A 14,896-nucleotide genomic window follows, 5' to 3' on the forward strand; every position below is an offset into this window, starting at 1 on the left:
CGGTTGGAGCAGGAGCCATCCACCCCATCAGCTTTGGCAGGCTGCGACCGCGGCATCTTGAATACTCCGCGAAGGTCCGAATTGGGCCGCGAGCTGCCAATTCCAGCCCGAAGCGGGCTTCGCGAACTATCTTCTGCTTGAAAAGTGAAAATTGGAAGCCGACGCGCAGCCGATTTGTCAGCACTATGCTTCAACAAGGAAAATCCCCTATCCGATGGCAGGCTTAGGCACGGCCTGAGATCTGGACAAAAAGGCACGTGGCCGGTCGCAAGGCGATATAGTGATCCGAAAATGGACAGTGTATTCGCGAAGTGTTCAAACGCGTTAGCGCCTGTTTGGTCACGTAGCCTTCGGGCCTATTGGATCTTTGCTCCGGTCTGGCCCGTACTCTAAATCGTGATCGTCTGGATAGGTCGGTAGCCGTAGGAGGCAGGCAAATTGTCTTTAGCGGTGAAGCTTGCTTGGACACAACTTGAATTGAATGTCCAGTAATCGCCACCTTTCATGCCTAGATCCGCAATCACTTTAACTAAGAGTGATCCCTCTCTAGCCTGGACATTTTCGTGCAGACACGTTTCGGCGCTGCTGCCGAATGGCGCGAACTCGGTGCCGGGCACAAGACAGCTTTGCAAGCTTCATTGAGACCGGTTCGAATTCCTCTGCGCGTGCTGCTGCAGTCCGGTCAGAGAAGATTGTGCCGGGAATTTCAGTTTGCTAACGTCAGACACGCGCTGGGGAGGGCGGGTACACCTATATGCTGGACTATTCGCACAACGCCTGGCTTGTGGCGGCCTCTTTGGCCGTGTCGCTGATGGCGGGATTTACCGGGCTGTATCTGACCCATGGTGCATCCCAGCTTGACAGTCAGCGGCGTAAGCTTGTGGTTGCTCTGGCGGCAGTCATTCTGGGTGGCGGCATCTGGTCGATGCATTTTGTCGCCATGCTGGGTCTGCAACTGCCGATCCTGTTTTACTATGACGCTCTGATCACACTGATTTCTGCTCTGGTCGCGATCCTGATGGTTGGACTGGCGCTTTTGCTGCTGCATTTTCGCCCACGCACGCCTCAGATTATGATCGGGTCTGGGGTGATCGTAGGCCTAGGGATCGTGGTGATGCACTATATCGGAATGGCCGGAATGCAGCTGTGCCGTCCCGTCTATAATGCATTGGATGTGGTGTTGGCGACGTTGGCTTCGGTGATACTGTCGGTTGCGGCCATCTGGGTCGCCTATGGTAATCGCACGCAGCGCAATATTCTTTTGGGCACGGTCTGCTTTGGGCTGGCCGTGTTTACCATGCATTTTGTGGCCACCGCGCTGACCGATTTTGTCGCCAGCGATAGCGCCGGTGGCGCGGGACCTGCGCTGGACAATCAGGTTCTGGCGATGGGTGTCACCGTTTCGGTGTTTCTGATTTGCGGAGCGTTCCTGCTGACGGGAATCTCGTTCATCGAACCTAAGGAGGCGCCTGCACCCGAACGTCCTGCAGAACCCGCAGCCCTGCGTGCCGGTGTTCCATTCGAGCGCGAGGGTCAGACTTTTTTCGCCGAACCCAACCGCATCGCCGCCATTCGGGCCGAGGGGCATTATACCGTTCTCTATATGGGTGCTGAAAAACTGTTCTGCCCTTGGTCGATCACCGAGGCCGAGAACCGCCTGAAACCAGACGGGTTTTTGCGTGCCCATCGCAGCTATCTGGTGAACCCCAAACACGTCTCTAGCTTTGAACGTCACAAAGACAACGGCACCTGTTATTTTGACGGTGTCGACGCGTTGGCCAAAGTGCCGGTCAGCCGGTCCCGCCTGACGGACATTCGCGAGGCTCTCGGCCTCTGATCGCAGTTCGTGCAACCTATTCGCATTTCGTGAAACAAGCAGCGCGACCTGTTCCCGATCGCTGGAAGCCTTAAGTCACACGTTCTTTCCTACCTCGCAGGATCCCCAAGGCACACCGCTTGGACCCAGGGAGGAAAAATATGATACCAGCCGGTTTTGAGTATCACCGGCCAGGCGATATCGCCTCGGCCATTGGCATTCTACAGGAACACGGAGATGAAGCGCGCGTGATCGCGGGCGGGCACAGCCTGATCCCCATGATGAAGCTACGCATGGCCGAGATGGGCCATCTGGTTGATCTGCAGGCCATTGAGGAATTGAAAGGCATCCAGATTGGGTCGGAAACCGTCTCGCTTGGCGCGATGGTTACGCAGCATGAATTGATCATCCATGATGGTCTGGCTACCGCCATTCCGCTGATCCGCGAGGCTGCCCTGCAGATTGCGGACCCTCAGGTGCGTTACATGGGGACCGTCGGCGGCAATGTCGCCAATGGCGATCCCGGCAACGACATGCCCGGGCTGATGCAGTGCATGAACGCGACATTCGAGCTTTCCGGCCCTGACGGCACCCGCCGCGTGGCGGCACGAGAGTTCTACGAGGCGGCGTACTTTACCGCTCGTGAGGATGAGGAAATCCTCACCCGGATTTCAATCCCCGTGCCGGGCGCGGGCGTTGGTCAGGCCTATGAAAAACAGAAACGCAAGATCGGCGACTATGCGACCGCTGCGGCTGCTGTGATGGTTGGCAACGGTCAGGCCTCGGTTGCGATGACCAATCTGGCAGACACCCCCATCTGGTCCGAGAGCGCAAGCAATGCGCTGGCCGACGGAGACGTCAGCGGCTGTGTCGCCGCGATGCTCGACGCGATCGACCCGGTCGCTGACAACCGCGGCCCCGTCGAATTCAAGAAACACGTGGCTGCTGTGATGCTGCGCCGCGCCATCGACCGTGCTCAAAGCCGTGCGGTCTGAGGGGAGAAACACTCATGTCGAAAATGCACGTCAAACTCACCGTGAACGGCAAGCAGGTCGAAGGTCTGGCTGAGCCGCGCACGCTGTTGATCCACTTCCTGCGGGAAGATCTGAAAATCACCGGTCCTCATATTGGGTGCGAGACCAGCCATTGCGGCGCCTGCACCGTGGATATCGACGGTAAATCCGTCAAATCCTGCACGACCTTTGTCGCGCAAGTAAACGGTGCTGATATTACCACTGTCGAAGGCCTGACCAATGACGATGGCAGCCTGGGTGTTCTGCAGGAAATGTTCCGCGAACATCACGGGCTACAGTGCGGCTTCTGCACGCCGGGCATGATCACCCGCGCGCATCGCCTGCTGCAGGAAAACCCGAATCCGACTGAGGAAGAAATCCGCTTTGGCATGGCGGGGAACCTCTGCCGCTGTACCGGGTATCAGAACATCGTCAAGGCGATCTCAGCCTCGGCTGACATGCTCAATGCTCAGAAGGAGGCCGCGGAATGAACGATCAAACTATGACCCCCGAAGAGCGCGCCGCCAACCTCAAAGGGATGGGAAGCTCGCGCAAACGTGTCGAGGATGTGCGCTTTACCCAGGGCAAGGGGAACTATGTCGATGACATCAAGCTGGACGGGATGCTGTTCGGCGCATTTGTCCGGTCGCCTTATGCCCACGCTCGCGTTGTCAGTGTGAACAAAGAGGCCGCGTTGGCTGTGCCCGGTGTTGTTGCCGTTTTGACAGCCGAGGATCTGGCTCCACTGGGTCTGCATTGGATGCCGACGCTGGCCGGTGACAAGCAAATGGTTCTGGCCGATGGCAAGGTTCTGTTCCAAGGTCAGGAAGTTGCCTATGTCGTTGCCGAAAATCGGTACATGGCCGCCGATGCGGCAGAGCTGGTTGAGGTTGACTACGAAGAACTTCCCGTCCTGACCGACCCGTTCGAGGCGCTGAAATCGGACGTTGTCCTGCGTGAAGATCTCGTAGGTCAGACTGAAGGCGCCCATGGGCCGCGTAAGCATCACAACCACATCTTCACCTGGGAACAGGGCGACAAAGACGCGACCGAAGCCGTTCTGGGCGAGGCCGATGTTGTGGCCGAAGAGATGGTTTATTACCATCGGACCCATCCCTGCCCGCTGGAGACCTGCGGCTGTGTTGCCTCGATGGATAAGGTGACCGGCAAGTTGACGCTGTTTGGCACCTTCCAAGCCCCCCACGCGATCCGGACTGTTGTGTCGCTAATCTCGGGTCTGGCCGAGCACAATATCCGGGTGATCAGCCCTGATATCGGTGGCGGCTTTGGTAACAAAGTTGGTGCCTATGCGGGCTATGTCTGCTCGGTTGTCGCCTCGATAGTCACCGGCCAGCCGGTGAAATGGGTCGAGAATCGGATGGAAAACCTTATGTCCACCGCCTTTGCCCGCGATTACTGGATGCAGGGCAAGATCGCCGCGACCAAGGATGGCAAGATCACCGGTCTCTGGTGCCACACCACAGCGGATCATGGTGGATTTGACGCTTGTGCCGACCCGACCAAATTCCCGGCCGGTTTCATGAACATCTGCACCGGATCCTACGACATTCCTACGGCTTATCTGGCTGTGGATGGGGTTTACACCAACAAGGCACCGGGCGGTGTCGCCTATCGTTGCTCGTTCCGGGTGACCGAGGCCGCCTATTTCATCGAGCGGATGATCGAGGTTCTGGCCATCAAGCTGAACATGGACGCGGCCGAGCTACGCCGGATCAACTTCATCAAGGCCGATCAGTTCCCTTATCAGTCCGCGCTGGGCTGGGAGTATGACTCGGGCGATTATCACACCGCTTGGGACAAGGCGCTGAAAGCTGTCGACTATGAAGGTCTGCGGGCGGAACAGGCGCAACGGATCGAGGACTTCAAAGCCGGAAAGACCCGCAAACTGCTGGGCATCGGCCTGACGCATTTCACCGAAATTGTCGGGGCTGGACCGGTCAAGAACTGCGATATCCTTGGGTTGGGAATGTTCGACTCATGCGAAATCCGGATTCACCCAACCGGTTCCGCCATCGCACGGCTGGGGACGATCAGTCAGGGTCAGGGTCATGCAACGACCTTCGCCCAGATTATCGCCAGCGAGATCGGCCTGCCTGCCGATGACATCACGCTGGAAGAAGGCGACACTGATACCGCGCCCTACGGGCTTGGCACCTATGGGTCTCGGTCGACACCTGTGGCCGGTGCGGCAACGGCGATGGCCGCCCGCAAAATCCGCGCCAAGGCACAGATGATCGCGGCTTACTTGCTTGAGGTCCACGATGACGATGTCGAATGGGACGTGGATCGGTTCTCGGTCAAAGGTGCGCCTGAGCGGTTCAAGACGATGAAAGAAATCGCCTTTGCCGCATATAATCAGGCCATTCCGGGGCTGGAACCCGGTCTGGAGGCCGTAAGCTACTATGACCCGCCGAACATGACCTACCCGTTCGGGGCCTATATATGCGTCATGGAGATCGACGTCGATACCGGAGAATGGGAGGTCCGGCAGTTCTATGCGCTGGACGATTGCGGGACCCGGATCAACCCCATGATCATCGAAGGTCAGGTCCATGGCGGCGTGACCGAGGCTCTGGCAATCGCTATGGGTCAGGAAATCGCGTATGATGAGATGGGTAACGTCAAGACCGGTACGTTGATGGACTTCTTCTTGCCCACCGCGTGGGAGACGCCCAACTACACCACCGATCACACGGTGACGCCGTCTCCGCACCACCCGATCGGTGCAAAAGGCGTTGGCGAAAGCCCGAATGTCGGTGGCGTTCCTGCGTTCTCGAACGCGGTGCATGATGCCTTCCGTCCGTTTGGCCTAGTCCAAAGCCACATGCCGCATGACCACTGGCGTATCTGGAAGATCGCCAACGGTCTGGGAATGCACGGCTAACAGGAAAAGCTGCCGCGCTGGAATACGGCGCGGCGGCATTCCGGGAGAATTGCATGAGCTTGCAGCACATTCAGCAAGGCTTGGCCGAGGTGGGCTACGTTGCCGATGACCGATTGGCGATGGCGCTTCATCTGGCGCAGTTGCTTGGGCGTCCGCTGCTGTTGGAAGGGCCAGCAGGGGTCGGGAAAACCGAGGTCGCAAAGGCGTTGGCAGCACAGCGCGCGGCGCGGTTGATCCGGTTGCAATGCTACGAAGGGTTGGATGCCAGCCACGCGATATATGAATGGAATTACCAGCGCCAGTTGCTGGCTATTCGTGCAAGCGAGGCACAGGGTGGCGCCAGGGAGGCCCAGCTATTCACTGATGACTATTTGCTAAAGCGACCTTTACTAGAAGCGATCAGCGAAGAAGAACCACCTGTTCTTCTGATCGATGAAATCGACCGGGCGGATGAGGAGTTTGAGGCCTATCTGCTTGAGATTTTGTCGGACTTTCAGATCACGATCCCCGAGCTTGGCACCATCAAGGCGCGTTCGCGGCCCATCGTGATCCTGACGGCGAATGGGACGCGGGATCTTTCGGACGCGCTGCGGCGTCGTTGCCTGTATAGTTTCCTTGACTACCCATCGCGTGAAACGGAAATGGCGATCCTGAAAGCCCGCATGCCCGAAGTTGAAGGGCTGCTGGCGCGCCAGATTGTTGGCGTTGTGCAGGCGCTGCGCAAAGAAGACTTGGAGAAGACCCCCGGCATTGCCGAAATGTTGGACTGGGCGGCGGCCCTTTCGGGGCTGGGTGTAAACGACATGGCGCAGTCCCGCGAAGAGGTTCAAGCCACGTTGGTTTGCCTTCTGAAAACCGCCGCCGATTACGACGCTGCTCCGCCCGAGGTGACGGATCGTTTGATCGGAAAGGTGGCGTGATGCAGATCACCCGGTTCCCCGCTCGCGCATCTGGTTTGTCGGAACGAATGTCCGGTTTCATCGCGCATTTGCGTATGAACGGACTACGCGTCGGGCCGGCTGAAACGGGGGATGCAGTGGCTGCGCTGGCGGCGGTCGAGGCGATGGATGTCAGACAGGCCCAGCAGGCGCTCTGCGTGTTGCTGGCCGGTGACGCCGACGATTGGCGGAGGTTTGATGACCTGTTCGAAGCCTATTGGTTCAACACAGGCAAGCAGCGCACGGGAACCGCCCAAACCGCGCATGTGCGAGTTCAATCCGCCAAGCCGATGATCTGGCAGCAAGAGAGCCAGGATGTTCAGGAATCCGAGACCGATGCGGATCAGGCCACCGCACCCGAGTCCGGCGATGGGGAGGCAATGGGGAGAGACGGGAAGCTGATTGCAACCCGTACGGACAACCAGTCGCGCCGGGATTTGCGCGAGCTCATGGATGAAGACGCCCTGAGGCAGGCGGAACAGGCCGCGACCGCCATCGCGCGTGCGATCCGCGACCGCCGCTCGCGTAGGCGAAAGCAAGCTCTGCGGGGCTCTGCTTTGGATATGCGCCGGATTCAACGCGCCAGCCTCGCACGAGGAGGAGAGCCGATGGATCTGTATCGCCGGGCTCGCCCATCACGCCCAATGCGGATTGTGGCCTTGTGTGACGTCAGCGGATCGATGACTGTCTATTCGCGGGTTTTTCTGGCCTTCCTCAAGGGTCTGATCGGCAGTGGAACAGAGGCGGACGCCTATCTCTTCCATACCCGCCTGATGCGCGTTACGGATGCGCTGCGCGACCACGACTCGTTACGCGCGGCAGGGCGGTTATCGCTGATGGCCGAAGGGTTCGGCGGTGGGACCGACATCTCGGGAAGCCTTGAGAGGTTTCTGAACGGATATGGTGCTCGCGCATTGAACGGGCGGACGATCGTATTGATCCTCTCAGACGGGTATTGCAGCGAGTCGCCTGAGGCCCTGGGAGATGCTCTGGCTCGGATTCGGCGCAAGGCGCGGCGGATTGTTTGGCTGAATCCTCTTAAAGGATGGAAAGACTATCAGCCCATTGCCGCCGCTATGCAGGCAGCAGAACCTTATCTGGATGCGCACCTGCCGGCCAACACGCTCGACGCGCTGGCGGCGTTGGAACCCGAATTCCGAAAACTGTGAAAGGACACTTCGATGGCAGGTTTCGACATTTTCGACACGATTGAGGAGTTGCGCAAAAAGGGCGATGCCTTTTGCGTGGCAACGGTCCTTCGCACTGCCGACGCAACTTCGGCCAAGGCAGGTGGCAAGGCCGTGATCATGCGGGACGGCTGTATTTTGGGGCATCTGGGCGGAGCGTGCGTGCAGCGCGTTGTACGCGCATCGGCGCAGGAGGCACTTGCGGGTGGAACTCCGAAAATGATCCGCGTGAAACCTTCAGACAAGGTAGTGGCGATGACAGACCCGGATGGTGTTGAGACCTTCAAAAGCGGTTGTCCTTCGGGCGGAACGGTCGATTTGCTGATCGAACCCTATCAGCACGCCCCGCGCTTGATCATTTTCGGAGAGTCTCCGATTGCACACGCGCTTGCCGCGCACGCGGCGCTGATCGGGTTGCGTGTTTGTTTGCCTGAAGGTTCCGAAAGTTCGGTGGAATTCATCGGTTTTGATCCAAATGACCTAAACGCATTGGGGGTTGAACCACGCGATTTCGCGGTGGTTGCCTCACAAGGGAAGGGCGATGGCGCAGCGCTGAAATCTGCGCTTGAATCACCAGCACGACGCGTTTCGATGGTCGCGAGCCACCGCAAGGCCAAGGTGTTATGCGAGAGGTTGGAAGCGCAGGGATTGACCGCTGAGCAAACCAGTCGGCTCAAGTCACCGGCCGGTCTGGATATCCATGGAATCGACCCGCACGAAATCGCCCTGTCGATCCTCGCCGAGATCATCCTCTGGCGGAATTCAGACAATTCCGAGGAGACGTCGCATGATGAAAAAATGGCGTAGATGGTTGCAATCCCTTCGGACTGTGAAGCCGGAACAGACCCCGGAAGAGGCGACCGAGACCGCACTTCGCGTTTTCCCAAGATGCTGTTGAGTAAAGGACTCTCAAATGGAACTAAATGACGAAATCCGTATCTCTGCTCCGCGTGACGTCGTGTACCGAGCGCTGAATGATCCGGATGTGTTGAGAGAGTGCATTCCTGGGTGTGAGGAACTGATCCAACATTCTCCCGAGCACTTGGAGGCCAAAGTCGTGCTCAAAATCGGCCCCGTCAAAGCTCGGTTCAGCGGCGAAGTGACGTTGGACAACTCCAAAGCTCCGGATGAGTTTTCCCTGACTGGTGAAGGAAAAGGTGGCGCTGCGGGCTTTGCCAAAGGGGGTGCGGATGTCAATCTTAGCACGGAGGGCGAGGAAACAGTTTTATCCTATACTGCCAAGGTCACAATCGGCGGAAAAATAGCGCAATTGGGCAGCCGGTTGATTGCTGGGACTGCAAAAAAACTTTCAGCCAAGTTTTTCGACAAGTTTGGGGAAATCGTCGCCGAGCAACGCGTCGGCTAGGGTTTGGACTTCGGTAACGGGCCTTCCCAATCAAGCGGTTTTGCGCAAAATTGTTGATCCGCTGAAGCGGTGTTGTCAGGTCTATACTTGTCAGCCCTTCTATGGAAGTCGAACATGGATACTTTGAACCAAAGCGGAGCCGTTCCTCACAACCTGCATATGATCGACAGCACCGTGATCCGCGCCCATCATCCACTGCCCGGCAGGGGGTTGCGGCAGCAATGTCCCAAGAGGGCGGCAGCGGGCGCCAAACCATGGCCGCGATGAGAAGTTACACCTTGGCACACACTTTTTGCTGAAATTCGCTGCAACTGCATTTTTCGTAATTGTGCACGTTCACGCACTGCAAACAATGCAGCCAGCGCTTGATCAGCAATACGGGTTGCAGACGCAGCATAGCCACTATCGATTCAAGTGCCGCTTTGGGCTCACAGCAGTCTTTCGCAACGTAGTGCATCAATGACCGCTGTGCGGACAAAGCTGCCCTGAGAAATGACGCAACTCATCTCCCGCGGTGAATGTAGGTAACACGCTTTAGGTTGGATCGGGGTAGAATATCGAAAGGCGAGAACGAGGCAGATGTCTGCCGTTCGGCTATCAGCCCACGCTCTCATAACCCATCTAGGCCTCTATGCTTGGATCGGATCACCTGGCAACCCTATATCCTCTTTGATGGGGTCAGGCAGATGAAGGTTTTGTGCAAGGATATCCGCTTTTTCTGACAGCGTTTCCGCGCGTTCTGCAGCAGCCTCCGCTTTGGAGTGCATTCGCGACTTTCTGAGTATCCACGTCTTCACCAACCAGAAGTGTCGACAGTAGGGACGCATTTCAGTCGCGTCCGAAATTGCTTCAAGCGCGAGTTGCTGATCACCTGCCATCATGTGTGCAATCGAAAGGGGATAAAGCCGGTATGGCAGAAACGGATCTTCGGTGGAACGATCCACAGCCTCTACCAAACTCTTCCGAGCAGCTTCCCAGTTGCCGGCAATAATTTCGGTATAACCGCTCGCCTCCATGCCCAAAACATAGCTGGGATTCAGCCGGAAAATTCTATCGATGTCCTTCCTTGCACCATTCAGATCACCCGCGAGGCGCGCGCGCACCTGGGCCCGCGTGTACCAGCAATAGTCGGAACGCGGCGCAGTCTGAACGGCTTTATTCGCAGACTCGATGATCCGCGTGCGTAAATCAGGATCAGCCTCGCGATAGCATGCCTCCAAGGGGTACAGTTTGGCTTCGCACCACATCGCAAGCCCGGACCCATTCTCGGGATCAAGTCGAAGCGCTCGCTCCAGCAACTTACCCGCATGATTATAGTCCTCGACGGTGGCACGGTAAAACAGCATTGCCGCTCGGGATCTCAACTCACTTGGGCTCAATTGATCGTCTGGAATATCATTAAGTCGGTGACCGTCAAACGCATTGATTTGCAGACGTAAATCGTCTGACAGCTGTTCTGCAGCCCGGTCGCTTAATTCAAACAAATCCTCTGAATCTCCGTTTAAGAAGCGCGACCAGGTTACCTGTCCATCTCCCAACCGGGTAAGGCTGGCCGAGATCCTTGCTTCGGTTTCTCGGCAACGCAATCGGCATCTCAGGCTATACGTTGCATTAGTCTCAGACATTGAATCTGTTGCGATTACACGCACACCAGTGCGGCGCGAAAGACTGTAAACCAGTTGCTCCTGCAGATCAGCGCAAACCTCGAGCGTTTCTCTAGTTTCGGGGGCACTTGTGACCGGCTCCACTGCAATAGAAGGCAATTCGGTGTGTTCTTTCTCACGCTGTGTTGCGGGCCGCCATTGAAACCCATTCACCGGATTAGCAAGATTCTTTAAGTCGTACGCACCCGCATCGCTGAAACCCGCTGAAAGCTTTTCGTCCAACTGCCGCTTGAGGTCTTCGGAGATCATCACACCACCGGGTGGCGCCTCAGTCTGCAGGCGCGCAGTGATGTTGATGCCGGTACCATAAATGTCGGTCTCGTCTTGAATGATCTCCCCGAGGTGCGCGGCCATCCTCAGCCTGATTTTTTCATGGTCGACCAACGCAATTTGCACAAATTGAGCGGTTTCGATTGCCGCTGATATCGACGGAAAGGCAATTATCCATCCATCGCCCATACGCTTCAGTATCTCGCCGCCTCTTCGGACGGCCTCGGGTTCTAGAAGTTTATCACGAAGTTCGCGGACCAACTCGATTGCGAGCGACTGATCCGCCTCCATTGCGGACGTATAGCCGACCAGGTCAGCCATCAAGATCACGGCAAGGCGAGCTCTCATAAAACGACGTTAAGACAACGCTAAGGCATTGTCATCTTTTGAAAGCGGGCGATGCGACCTCGGGGCATCAACAAAGCAATGCAGTGAATGGCGGCATGGTACCAAACTGGCCCTTGGCGCAGATCGCGGCGAAGGTGCCAGGAGAGCCCCAAAGGCGACTTTCACAGCGATGACCACGTCTCACAAACAGTCAATCTACTTGCCGGATTCGGTGAATAGTGCCCAATCTGCTATCCTTGGTTCAAACAAGGGGGAGAAACTAGATGGCGAACGCGTTCTCATATGCTTGTCGGGATTGTGAAGGGATGGCGGCCTGTCCCGCAAGCGTGGTCGCCGAGACCAAGGATGAAGTTTGGAAACTTATGGAACTTCATGCGCAAGTTGCTCATGACGAAAATCCTGCTGATTGGGATGGTGAAACACGGGCCTATCTGGCGACCTTGATTAAACCCGTGAACGTCTGAAACGTGCTCTGGCACAGACGACTGGAGGTCGACATGGCGCGCACATTTGCTCAAATGGAAGAAGAGGAAATTTCGGCTGCTGAAGGCATCTCCGCTGCCGAAGCACTCGCAACATTAGAGAATGACCAAAAAGTACTCTTGGTCGATGTAAGGGACACCGCGGAAATGAACGCCACCGGTGTGTACCCAAATGCTGTAGCTGCGCCCGGCCGCGCAGTTGCTTGGATGGCAGATCTGGAGAGCGAGTATCGGAGTTCGGAATTGCAGGACCGAACCAGGACGATCTTCACAACGTGCGGCGGCGCTCCAAGCTATCGTGGCGCTGCCGCAGCAAACGTCCTGACCTCAATGGGGTTCCAACATGTTCGCTTCGTCGATGGGGGCATGGCAGCTTTGATCAATGCTGGGGCCACCACTCAACGACTTTGATGGTGCTATCTCGTCTTACCAGCCGTCACTTGAAAGGGCGTGGTTACCGCTCCGAGCCCTTACGGACGCGCAAAATAAATTGTGCTACGATGCGCCCGATTTAGGCAGGCAAGTATCCAGGCATCGCCGTTGTTGGAGGATGCACACATGATCATGCGGATTTTTCAGGTGCTTGTGAGGCCAGGCAACGAGAAAGAGTTCAGTAAATTCTTTCACGAAACTGCCATTCCATTGATGAAACGGACCGAGGGCGTCGTCCAAGTCTTTCCGGGCGCCGCAAGATCAGGTTCCCCGAGAGAGTTCAGCTTTGTGATGATTTGGGACAGTCTGGAGTCTCTAAAGGCGTTTGTAGGGGAGGACTATGAAAGCCCCCATATCGATCCGGCAGAAGCCGCACTTGTCGAAGCTCGGTCAATCAAACACTACGACCTGGTGGAGTTGTAAAGCAGACCACCTGCTATCGGCCTCGGGCCCTGGCGGATGTTGCTGTGCGCGTGGGTCAGCAATTTCTGAACGACCAACCAGATAGAGCCTGTTACAGATATGGCGTCCTTTGGGGGCGCACTGTGAGTTCCGTGACGCAGGCGTTGTTGGGCAGCATTACTGCAGTCGAGATTAGCGTTGAAATTTCTTCAAGCGGAATCATTTTGGAGCGGTCTTTGCCTGCGTCGGACACGTCTGGAGTGTTGACAAACCCCGGGTGCACAAGGGTGACCCGAACACCGTCTTCGCGGACATCTTCGAACAGAGCCTTGGCGAAACCAGCCTGCGCATGCCGCAGGGCACAATGAATGGCGTGATTTTTCCAGCCCAGCCAGGATGTAGGCCCGCAGATATAGACAAATGCCCCCTCTGTTTCACGGATCGCAGGCAAGACATGCGCGGTCAGTCTGATGGTTGCCCGCAGCACTTGGTCGATGGATGTGTCCCAATCTGAAAAGCGGTCAATCGAAACAGCGCCGTAGGTGAACTTGGCGGCGCAGTGAACCATCGCGTCCAACCGCTCGCTTTGCAGCGCCCAGTCTGCGAGAGCGGCCACAGAAGTCATGTCGCCCATTTCTGCGGCAAACCATTCGCCCGCGCCACCTGCGGCCTCAACCATGGCAATTGTTTCTTGCAGCGCGTCCTCGCGGCGTCCATGCGCGAGTATGTTCCACCCTTTCGAAGCCAGGTCGATGGCCGTTGCCCGGCCTATTCCACTTGAGGCACCCGTAATCAGAGCTGTTTCAGCCATGAGCATTCCCCGATTTGCTTATGGAAGATTACCACAAACCGCCACCCCACTTAAGAAAGGCCAAACCTGACCTGTTAGTCAAAGCAGCTAAACTGGAAGGCGCGCGTGGATTTCAATTGGGGCAATCAAACCACGTTCGATATTCCTGACCATATGTTGAACCTTAAGCGCGGTGTCATCGCCCATTATAAGATGAAGACCCAAAGGTGGAGGGCCATCTGAACGGCTTTGCGCAGCTGCCAGATCTGCAAAGAACTGTTTGGCGAATGCAGTGCGGTCGATCCGGTCACTCACCTCGAAACCGGCAGATTTCAAAGCAGCTTCATATGTCTCCGGAGAAGTCAGTGCGCTTTGATCTGCAGATGACGCCCAGGGTGCGGGATAGTCCATTTGCCCCTCTCCGACTTGCATAACATCGTAAATCGCAAAAATTCCGCCTGGCCTGAGCACTCGCTTCGCCTCACGGGCGATGCCGACTTTGTCCGCGATGTTCATGCCGACATGGATCATGTAAGCGGCGTCCATGGAGTCAGTGTCCAGCGGCAATTCCAACACGCTGCCTTCGATGAGTTGAACTCGGTGTGACAAGCCCGTCCATTCTGTAAGAGCGCGACCGGTTTCCACAAACTCGGCGGTTAAATCGACACCGGTCACATACGCCCCGGTGGCCGCCGCCACATAGCGTGCCGGACCCCCGAGCCCACAGCCAAAATCGACAACCCGGCTTTCAGGTGAAAGGCCGAGAGCTTTCACAAAAGGTTCGGTCGCGAGACGCCCGCCAATGTGAAACTCGTCAACCGGCGCCAAAGCGTCGTGGGAAATTGGCGGGGTCAGGTCCAGTGCTGCGCAACCATCGGAAATCCGTTTGAGCAAGTGACCGGAATGGTAATGGTGCGCGACTTCGTTGGGATTGGTCATATTGAAGCTTCCCTAATCGATGCCGTCAGGATACACAGGGTGAGCCAGAATGTCAGCTTCGTCCGCTCTTCGGACCTGCGTCTGTCTTCCATCTTCGCCCGTGCAGCGAATGTCTCCTTTGACGGGCCGCATCGCGGCGACGGTGATCAAGGTCGAACGGCTGCATTGGGCCGTTGTCACACATCCCGACAAACTGACTTATCGGCAGCTTTGTCCACGTAGAAGTCGTTCACGCCTAGTGCAGCGAAAGGCTTGTGTGGATGGCTCCTGCATAGCAAGACGTTTTTGATCTGATTTGTGCATTTGTCAGAAGCAGTCATGTGTCCGGCCTGTTTGCGCGGTTT

General features: G+C 56.8%; 14 protein-coding genes. 11 read left to right on the top strand and 3 right to left on the bottom strand.

Translation table 11 applies throughout. From position 1 onward, the window contains the following. Nucleotides 1–754 precede the first annotated feature (754 nt). From ACR0KN_RS22000 to ACR0KN_RS22035, 8 genes are all read left to right on the top strand, one after another. Nucleotides 755–1,837, top strand: coding sequence for an MHYT domain-containing protein (locus ACR0KN_RS22000; protein ID WP_480656596.1), 1,083 nt, complete (start codon nucleotides 755–757; stop codon nucleotides 1,835–1,837). A gap of 140 nt (nucleotides 1,838–1,977) precedes the next feature. Continuing rightward, nucleotides 1,978–2,811: an FAD binding domain-containing protein gene (locus tag ACR0KN_RS22005; RefSeq protein ID WP_480656598.1), complete on the top strand. Its 834-nt coding sequence runs from the start codon at nucleotides 1,978–1,980 to the stop codon at nucleotides 2,809–2,811. A gap of 14 nt (nucleotides 2,812–2,825) precedes the next feature. Next, nucleotides 2,826–3,320: a (2Fe-2S)-binding protein gene (locus tag ACR0KN_RS22010; protein WP_093963851.1), complete on the top strand. Its 495-nt coding sequence runs from the start codon at nucleotides 2,826–2,828 to the stop codon at nucleotides 3,318–3,320. After that, entirely contained in the window at nucleotides 3,317–5,734 is a 2,418-nt protein-coding gene (locus ACR0KN_RS22015; RefSeq protein ID WP_480656600.1) for an aerobic carbon-monoxide dehydrogenase large subunit, read from the top strand. Before ACR0KN_RS22010 ends, ACR0KN_RS22015 begins: the two co-directional genes overlap by 4 nt. Nucleotides 5,735–5,787: 53 nt before the next feature. Next, nucleotides 5,788–6,654 carry an AAA family ATPase gene (locus ACR0KN_RS22020; protein WP_480656602.1) on the top strand — a complete coding sequence of 289 codons (867 nt, stop codon included), beginning with the start codon at nucleotides 5,788–5,790 and terminating at the stop codon, nucleotides 6,652–6,654. After that, the gene (locus ACR0KN_RS22025; protein WP_480656610.1) at nucleotides 6,654–7,841 is read left to right on the top strand and encodes a vWA domain-containing protein; all 1,188 of its coding nucleotides are present in this window, start codon (nucleotides 6,654–6,656) and stop codon (nucleotides 7,839–7,841) included. Before ACR0KN_RS22020 ends, ACR0KN_RS22025 begins: the two co-directional genes overlap by 1 nt. Nucleotides 7,842–7,853: 12 nt before the next feature. Continuing rightward, complete coding sequence (locus ACR0KN_RS22030) at nucleotides 7,854–8,666, top strand: XdhC family protein (RefSeq protein ID WP_170471737.1); 813 nt, start codon at nucleotides 7,854–7,856, stop codon at nucleotides 8,664–8,666. A gap of 106 nt (nucleotides 8,667–8,772) precedes the next feature. Further along, nucleotides 8,773–9,225, top strand: coding sequence for an SRPBCC family protein (locus ACR0KN_RS22035; protein ID WP_170774773.1), 453 nt, complete (start codon nucleotides 8,773–8,775; stop codon nucleotides 9,223–9,225). A gap of 629 nt (nucleotides 9,226–9,854) precedes the next feature. Here the strand turns inward: ACR0KN_RS22035 and ACR0KN_RS22040 are convergent. Further along, the gene (locus tag ACR0KN_RS22040; RefSeq protein ID WP_480656605.1) at nucleotides 9,855–11,480 is read right to left on the bottom strand and encodes a hypothetical protein; all 1,626 of its coding nucleotides are present in this window, start codon (nucleotides 11,478–11,480) and stop codon (nucleotides 9,855–9,857) included. A 290-nt stretch (nucleotides 11,481–11,770) separates the two neighbouring features. On the opposite strand from ACR0KN_RS22040, the gene ACR0KN_RS22045 reads away from it, so the two are divergent. The 3 genes from ACR0KN_RS22045 (at nucleotide 11,771) to ACR0KN_RS22055 (ending at nucleotide 12,844) form a co-directional block, all read left to right on the top strand. Further along, nucleotides 11,771–11,971, top strand: a complete 201-nt coding sequence (locus tag ACR0KN_RS22045) for a DUF1059 domain-containing protein (protein WP_170745557.1) — start codon at nucleotides 11,771–11,773, stop codon at nucleotides 11,969–11,971. Nucleotides 11,972–12,004: 33 nt separating this feature from the next. After that, nucleotides 12,005–12,400 carry a rhodanese-like domain-containing protein gene (locus ACR0KN_RS22050; protein WP_170780946.1) on the top strand — a complete coding sequence of 132 codons (396 nt, stop codon included), beginning with the start codon at nucleotides 12,005–12,007 and terminating at the stop codon, nucleotides 12,398–12,400. A 147-nt stretch (nucleotides 12,401–12,547) separates the two neighbouring features. After that, the gene (locus tag ACR0KN_RS22055; protein ID WP_319545301.1) at nucleotides 12,548–12,844 is read left to right on the top strand and encodes an antibiotic biosynthesis monooxygenase family protein; all 297 of its coding nucleotides are present in this window, start codon (nucleotides 12,548–12,550) and stop codon (nucleotides 12,842–12,844) included. 91 nt (nucleotides 12,845–12,935) lie between these two features. On the opposite strand, the gene ACR0KN_RS22060 is transcribed toward ACR0KN_RS22055, so the two are convergent. Together ACR0KN_RS22060 and ACR0KN_RS22065 are read right to left on the bottom strand one after the other, a co-directional pair. After that, complete coding sequence (locus ACR0KN_RS22060) at nucleotides 12,936–13,634, bottom strand: SDR family NAD(P)-dependent oxidoreductase (protein WP_480656608.1); 699 nt, start codon at nucleotides 13,632–13,634, stop codon at nucleotides 12,936–12,938. A gap of 87 nt (nucleotides 13,635–13,721) precedes the next feature. Beyond that, a complete protein-coding gene (locus tag ACR0KN_RS22065) occupies nucleotides 13,722–14,552 on the bottom strand; it encodes a class I SAM-dependent methyltransferase (protein WP_319545300.1) in 831 nt (276 codons plus the stop codon). Nucleotides 14,553–14,896 lie beyond the last annotated feature (344 nt).

The sequence above is a fragment of the Ruegeria sp. AP7 genome (genome assembly GCF_056539905.1).

What these genes read in the sequence shown, in the direction of transcription:
- ACR0KN_RS22015 (WP_480656600.1), top strand. Translation starts at nt 3,317, where the DNA reads ATGAACGATCAAACTATGACCCCCGAAGAGCGCGCCGCCAACCTCAAA.
- ACR0KN_RS22065 (WP_319545300.1), bottom strand. Translation starts at nt 14,552, where the DNA reads ATGACCAATCCCAACGAAGTCGCGCACCATTACCATTCCGGTCACTTG.
- ACR0KN_RS22050 (WP_170780946.1), top strand. Translation starts at nt 12,005, where the DNA reads ATGGCGCGCACATTTGCTCAAATGGAAGAAGAGGAAATTTCGGCTGCT.
- ACR0KN_RS22060 (WP_480656608.1), bottom strand. Translation starts at nt 13,634, where the DNA reads ATGGCTGAAACAGCTCTGATTACGGGTGCCTCAAGTGGAATAGGCCGG.
- ACR0KN_RS22030 (WP_170471737.1), top strand. Translation starts at nt 7,854, where the DNA reads ATGGCAGGTTTCGACATTTTCGACACGATTGAGGAGTTGCGCAAAAAG.
- ACR0KN_RS22035 (WP_170774773.1), top strand. Translation starts at nt 8,773, where the DNA reads ATGGAACTAAATGACGAAATCCGTATCTCTGCTCCGCGTGACGTCGTG.
- ACR0KN_RS22055 (WP_319545301.1), top strand. Translation starts at nt 12,548, where the DNA reads ATGATCATGCGGATTTTTCAGGTGCTTGTGAGGCCAGGCAACGAGAAA.
- ACR0KN_RS22020 (WP_480656602.1), top strand. Translation starts at nt 5,788, where the DNA reads ATGAGCTTGCAGCACATTCAGCAAGGCTTGGCCGAGGTGGGCTACGTT.
- ACR0KN_RS22025 (WP_480656610.1), top strand. Translation starts at nt 6,654, where the DNA reads ATGCAGATCACCCGGTTCCCCGCTCGCGCATCTGGTTTGTCGGAACGA.
- ACR0KN_RS22010 (WP_093963851.1), top strand. Translation starts at nt 2,826, where the DNA reads ATGTCGAAAATGCACGTCAAACTCACCGTGAACGGCAAGCAGGTCGAA.
- ACR0KN_RS22040 (WP_480656605.1), bottom strand. Translation starts at nt 11,480, where the DNA reads ATGGCTGACCTGGTCGGCTATACGTCCGCAATGGAGGCGGATCAGTCG.
- ACR0KN_RS22005 (WP_480656598.1), top strand. Translation starts at nt 1,978, where the DNA reads ATGATACCAGCCGGTTTTGAGTATCACCGGCCAGGCGATATCGCCTCG.
- ACR0KN_RS22000 (WP_480656596.1), top strand. Translation starts at nt 755, where the DNA reads ATGCTGGACTATTCGCACAACGCCTGGCTTGTGGCGGCCTCTTTGGCC.
- ACR0KN_RS22045 (WP_170745557.1), top strand. Translation starts at nt 11,771, where the DNA reads ATGGCGAACGCGTTCTCATATGCTTGTCGGGATTGTGAAGGGATGGCG.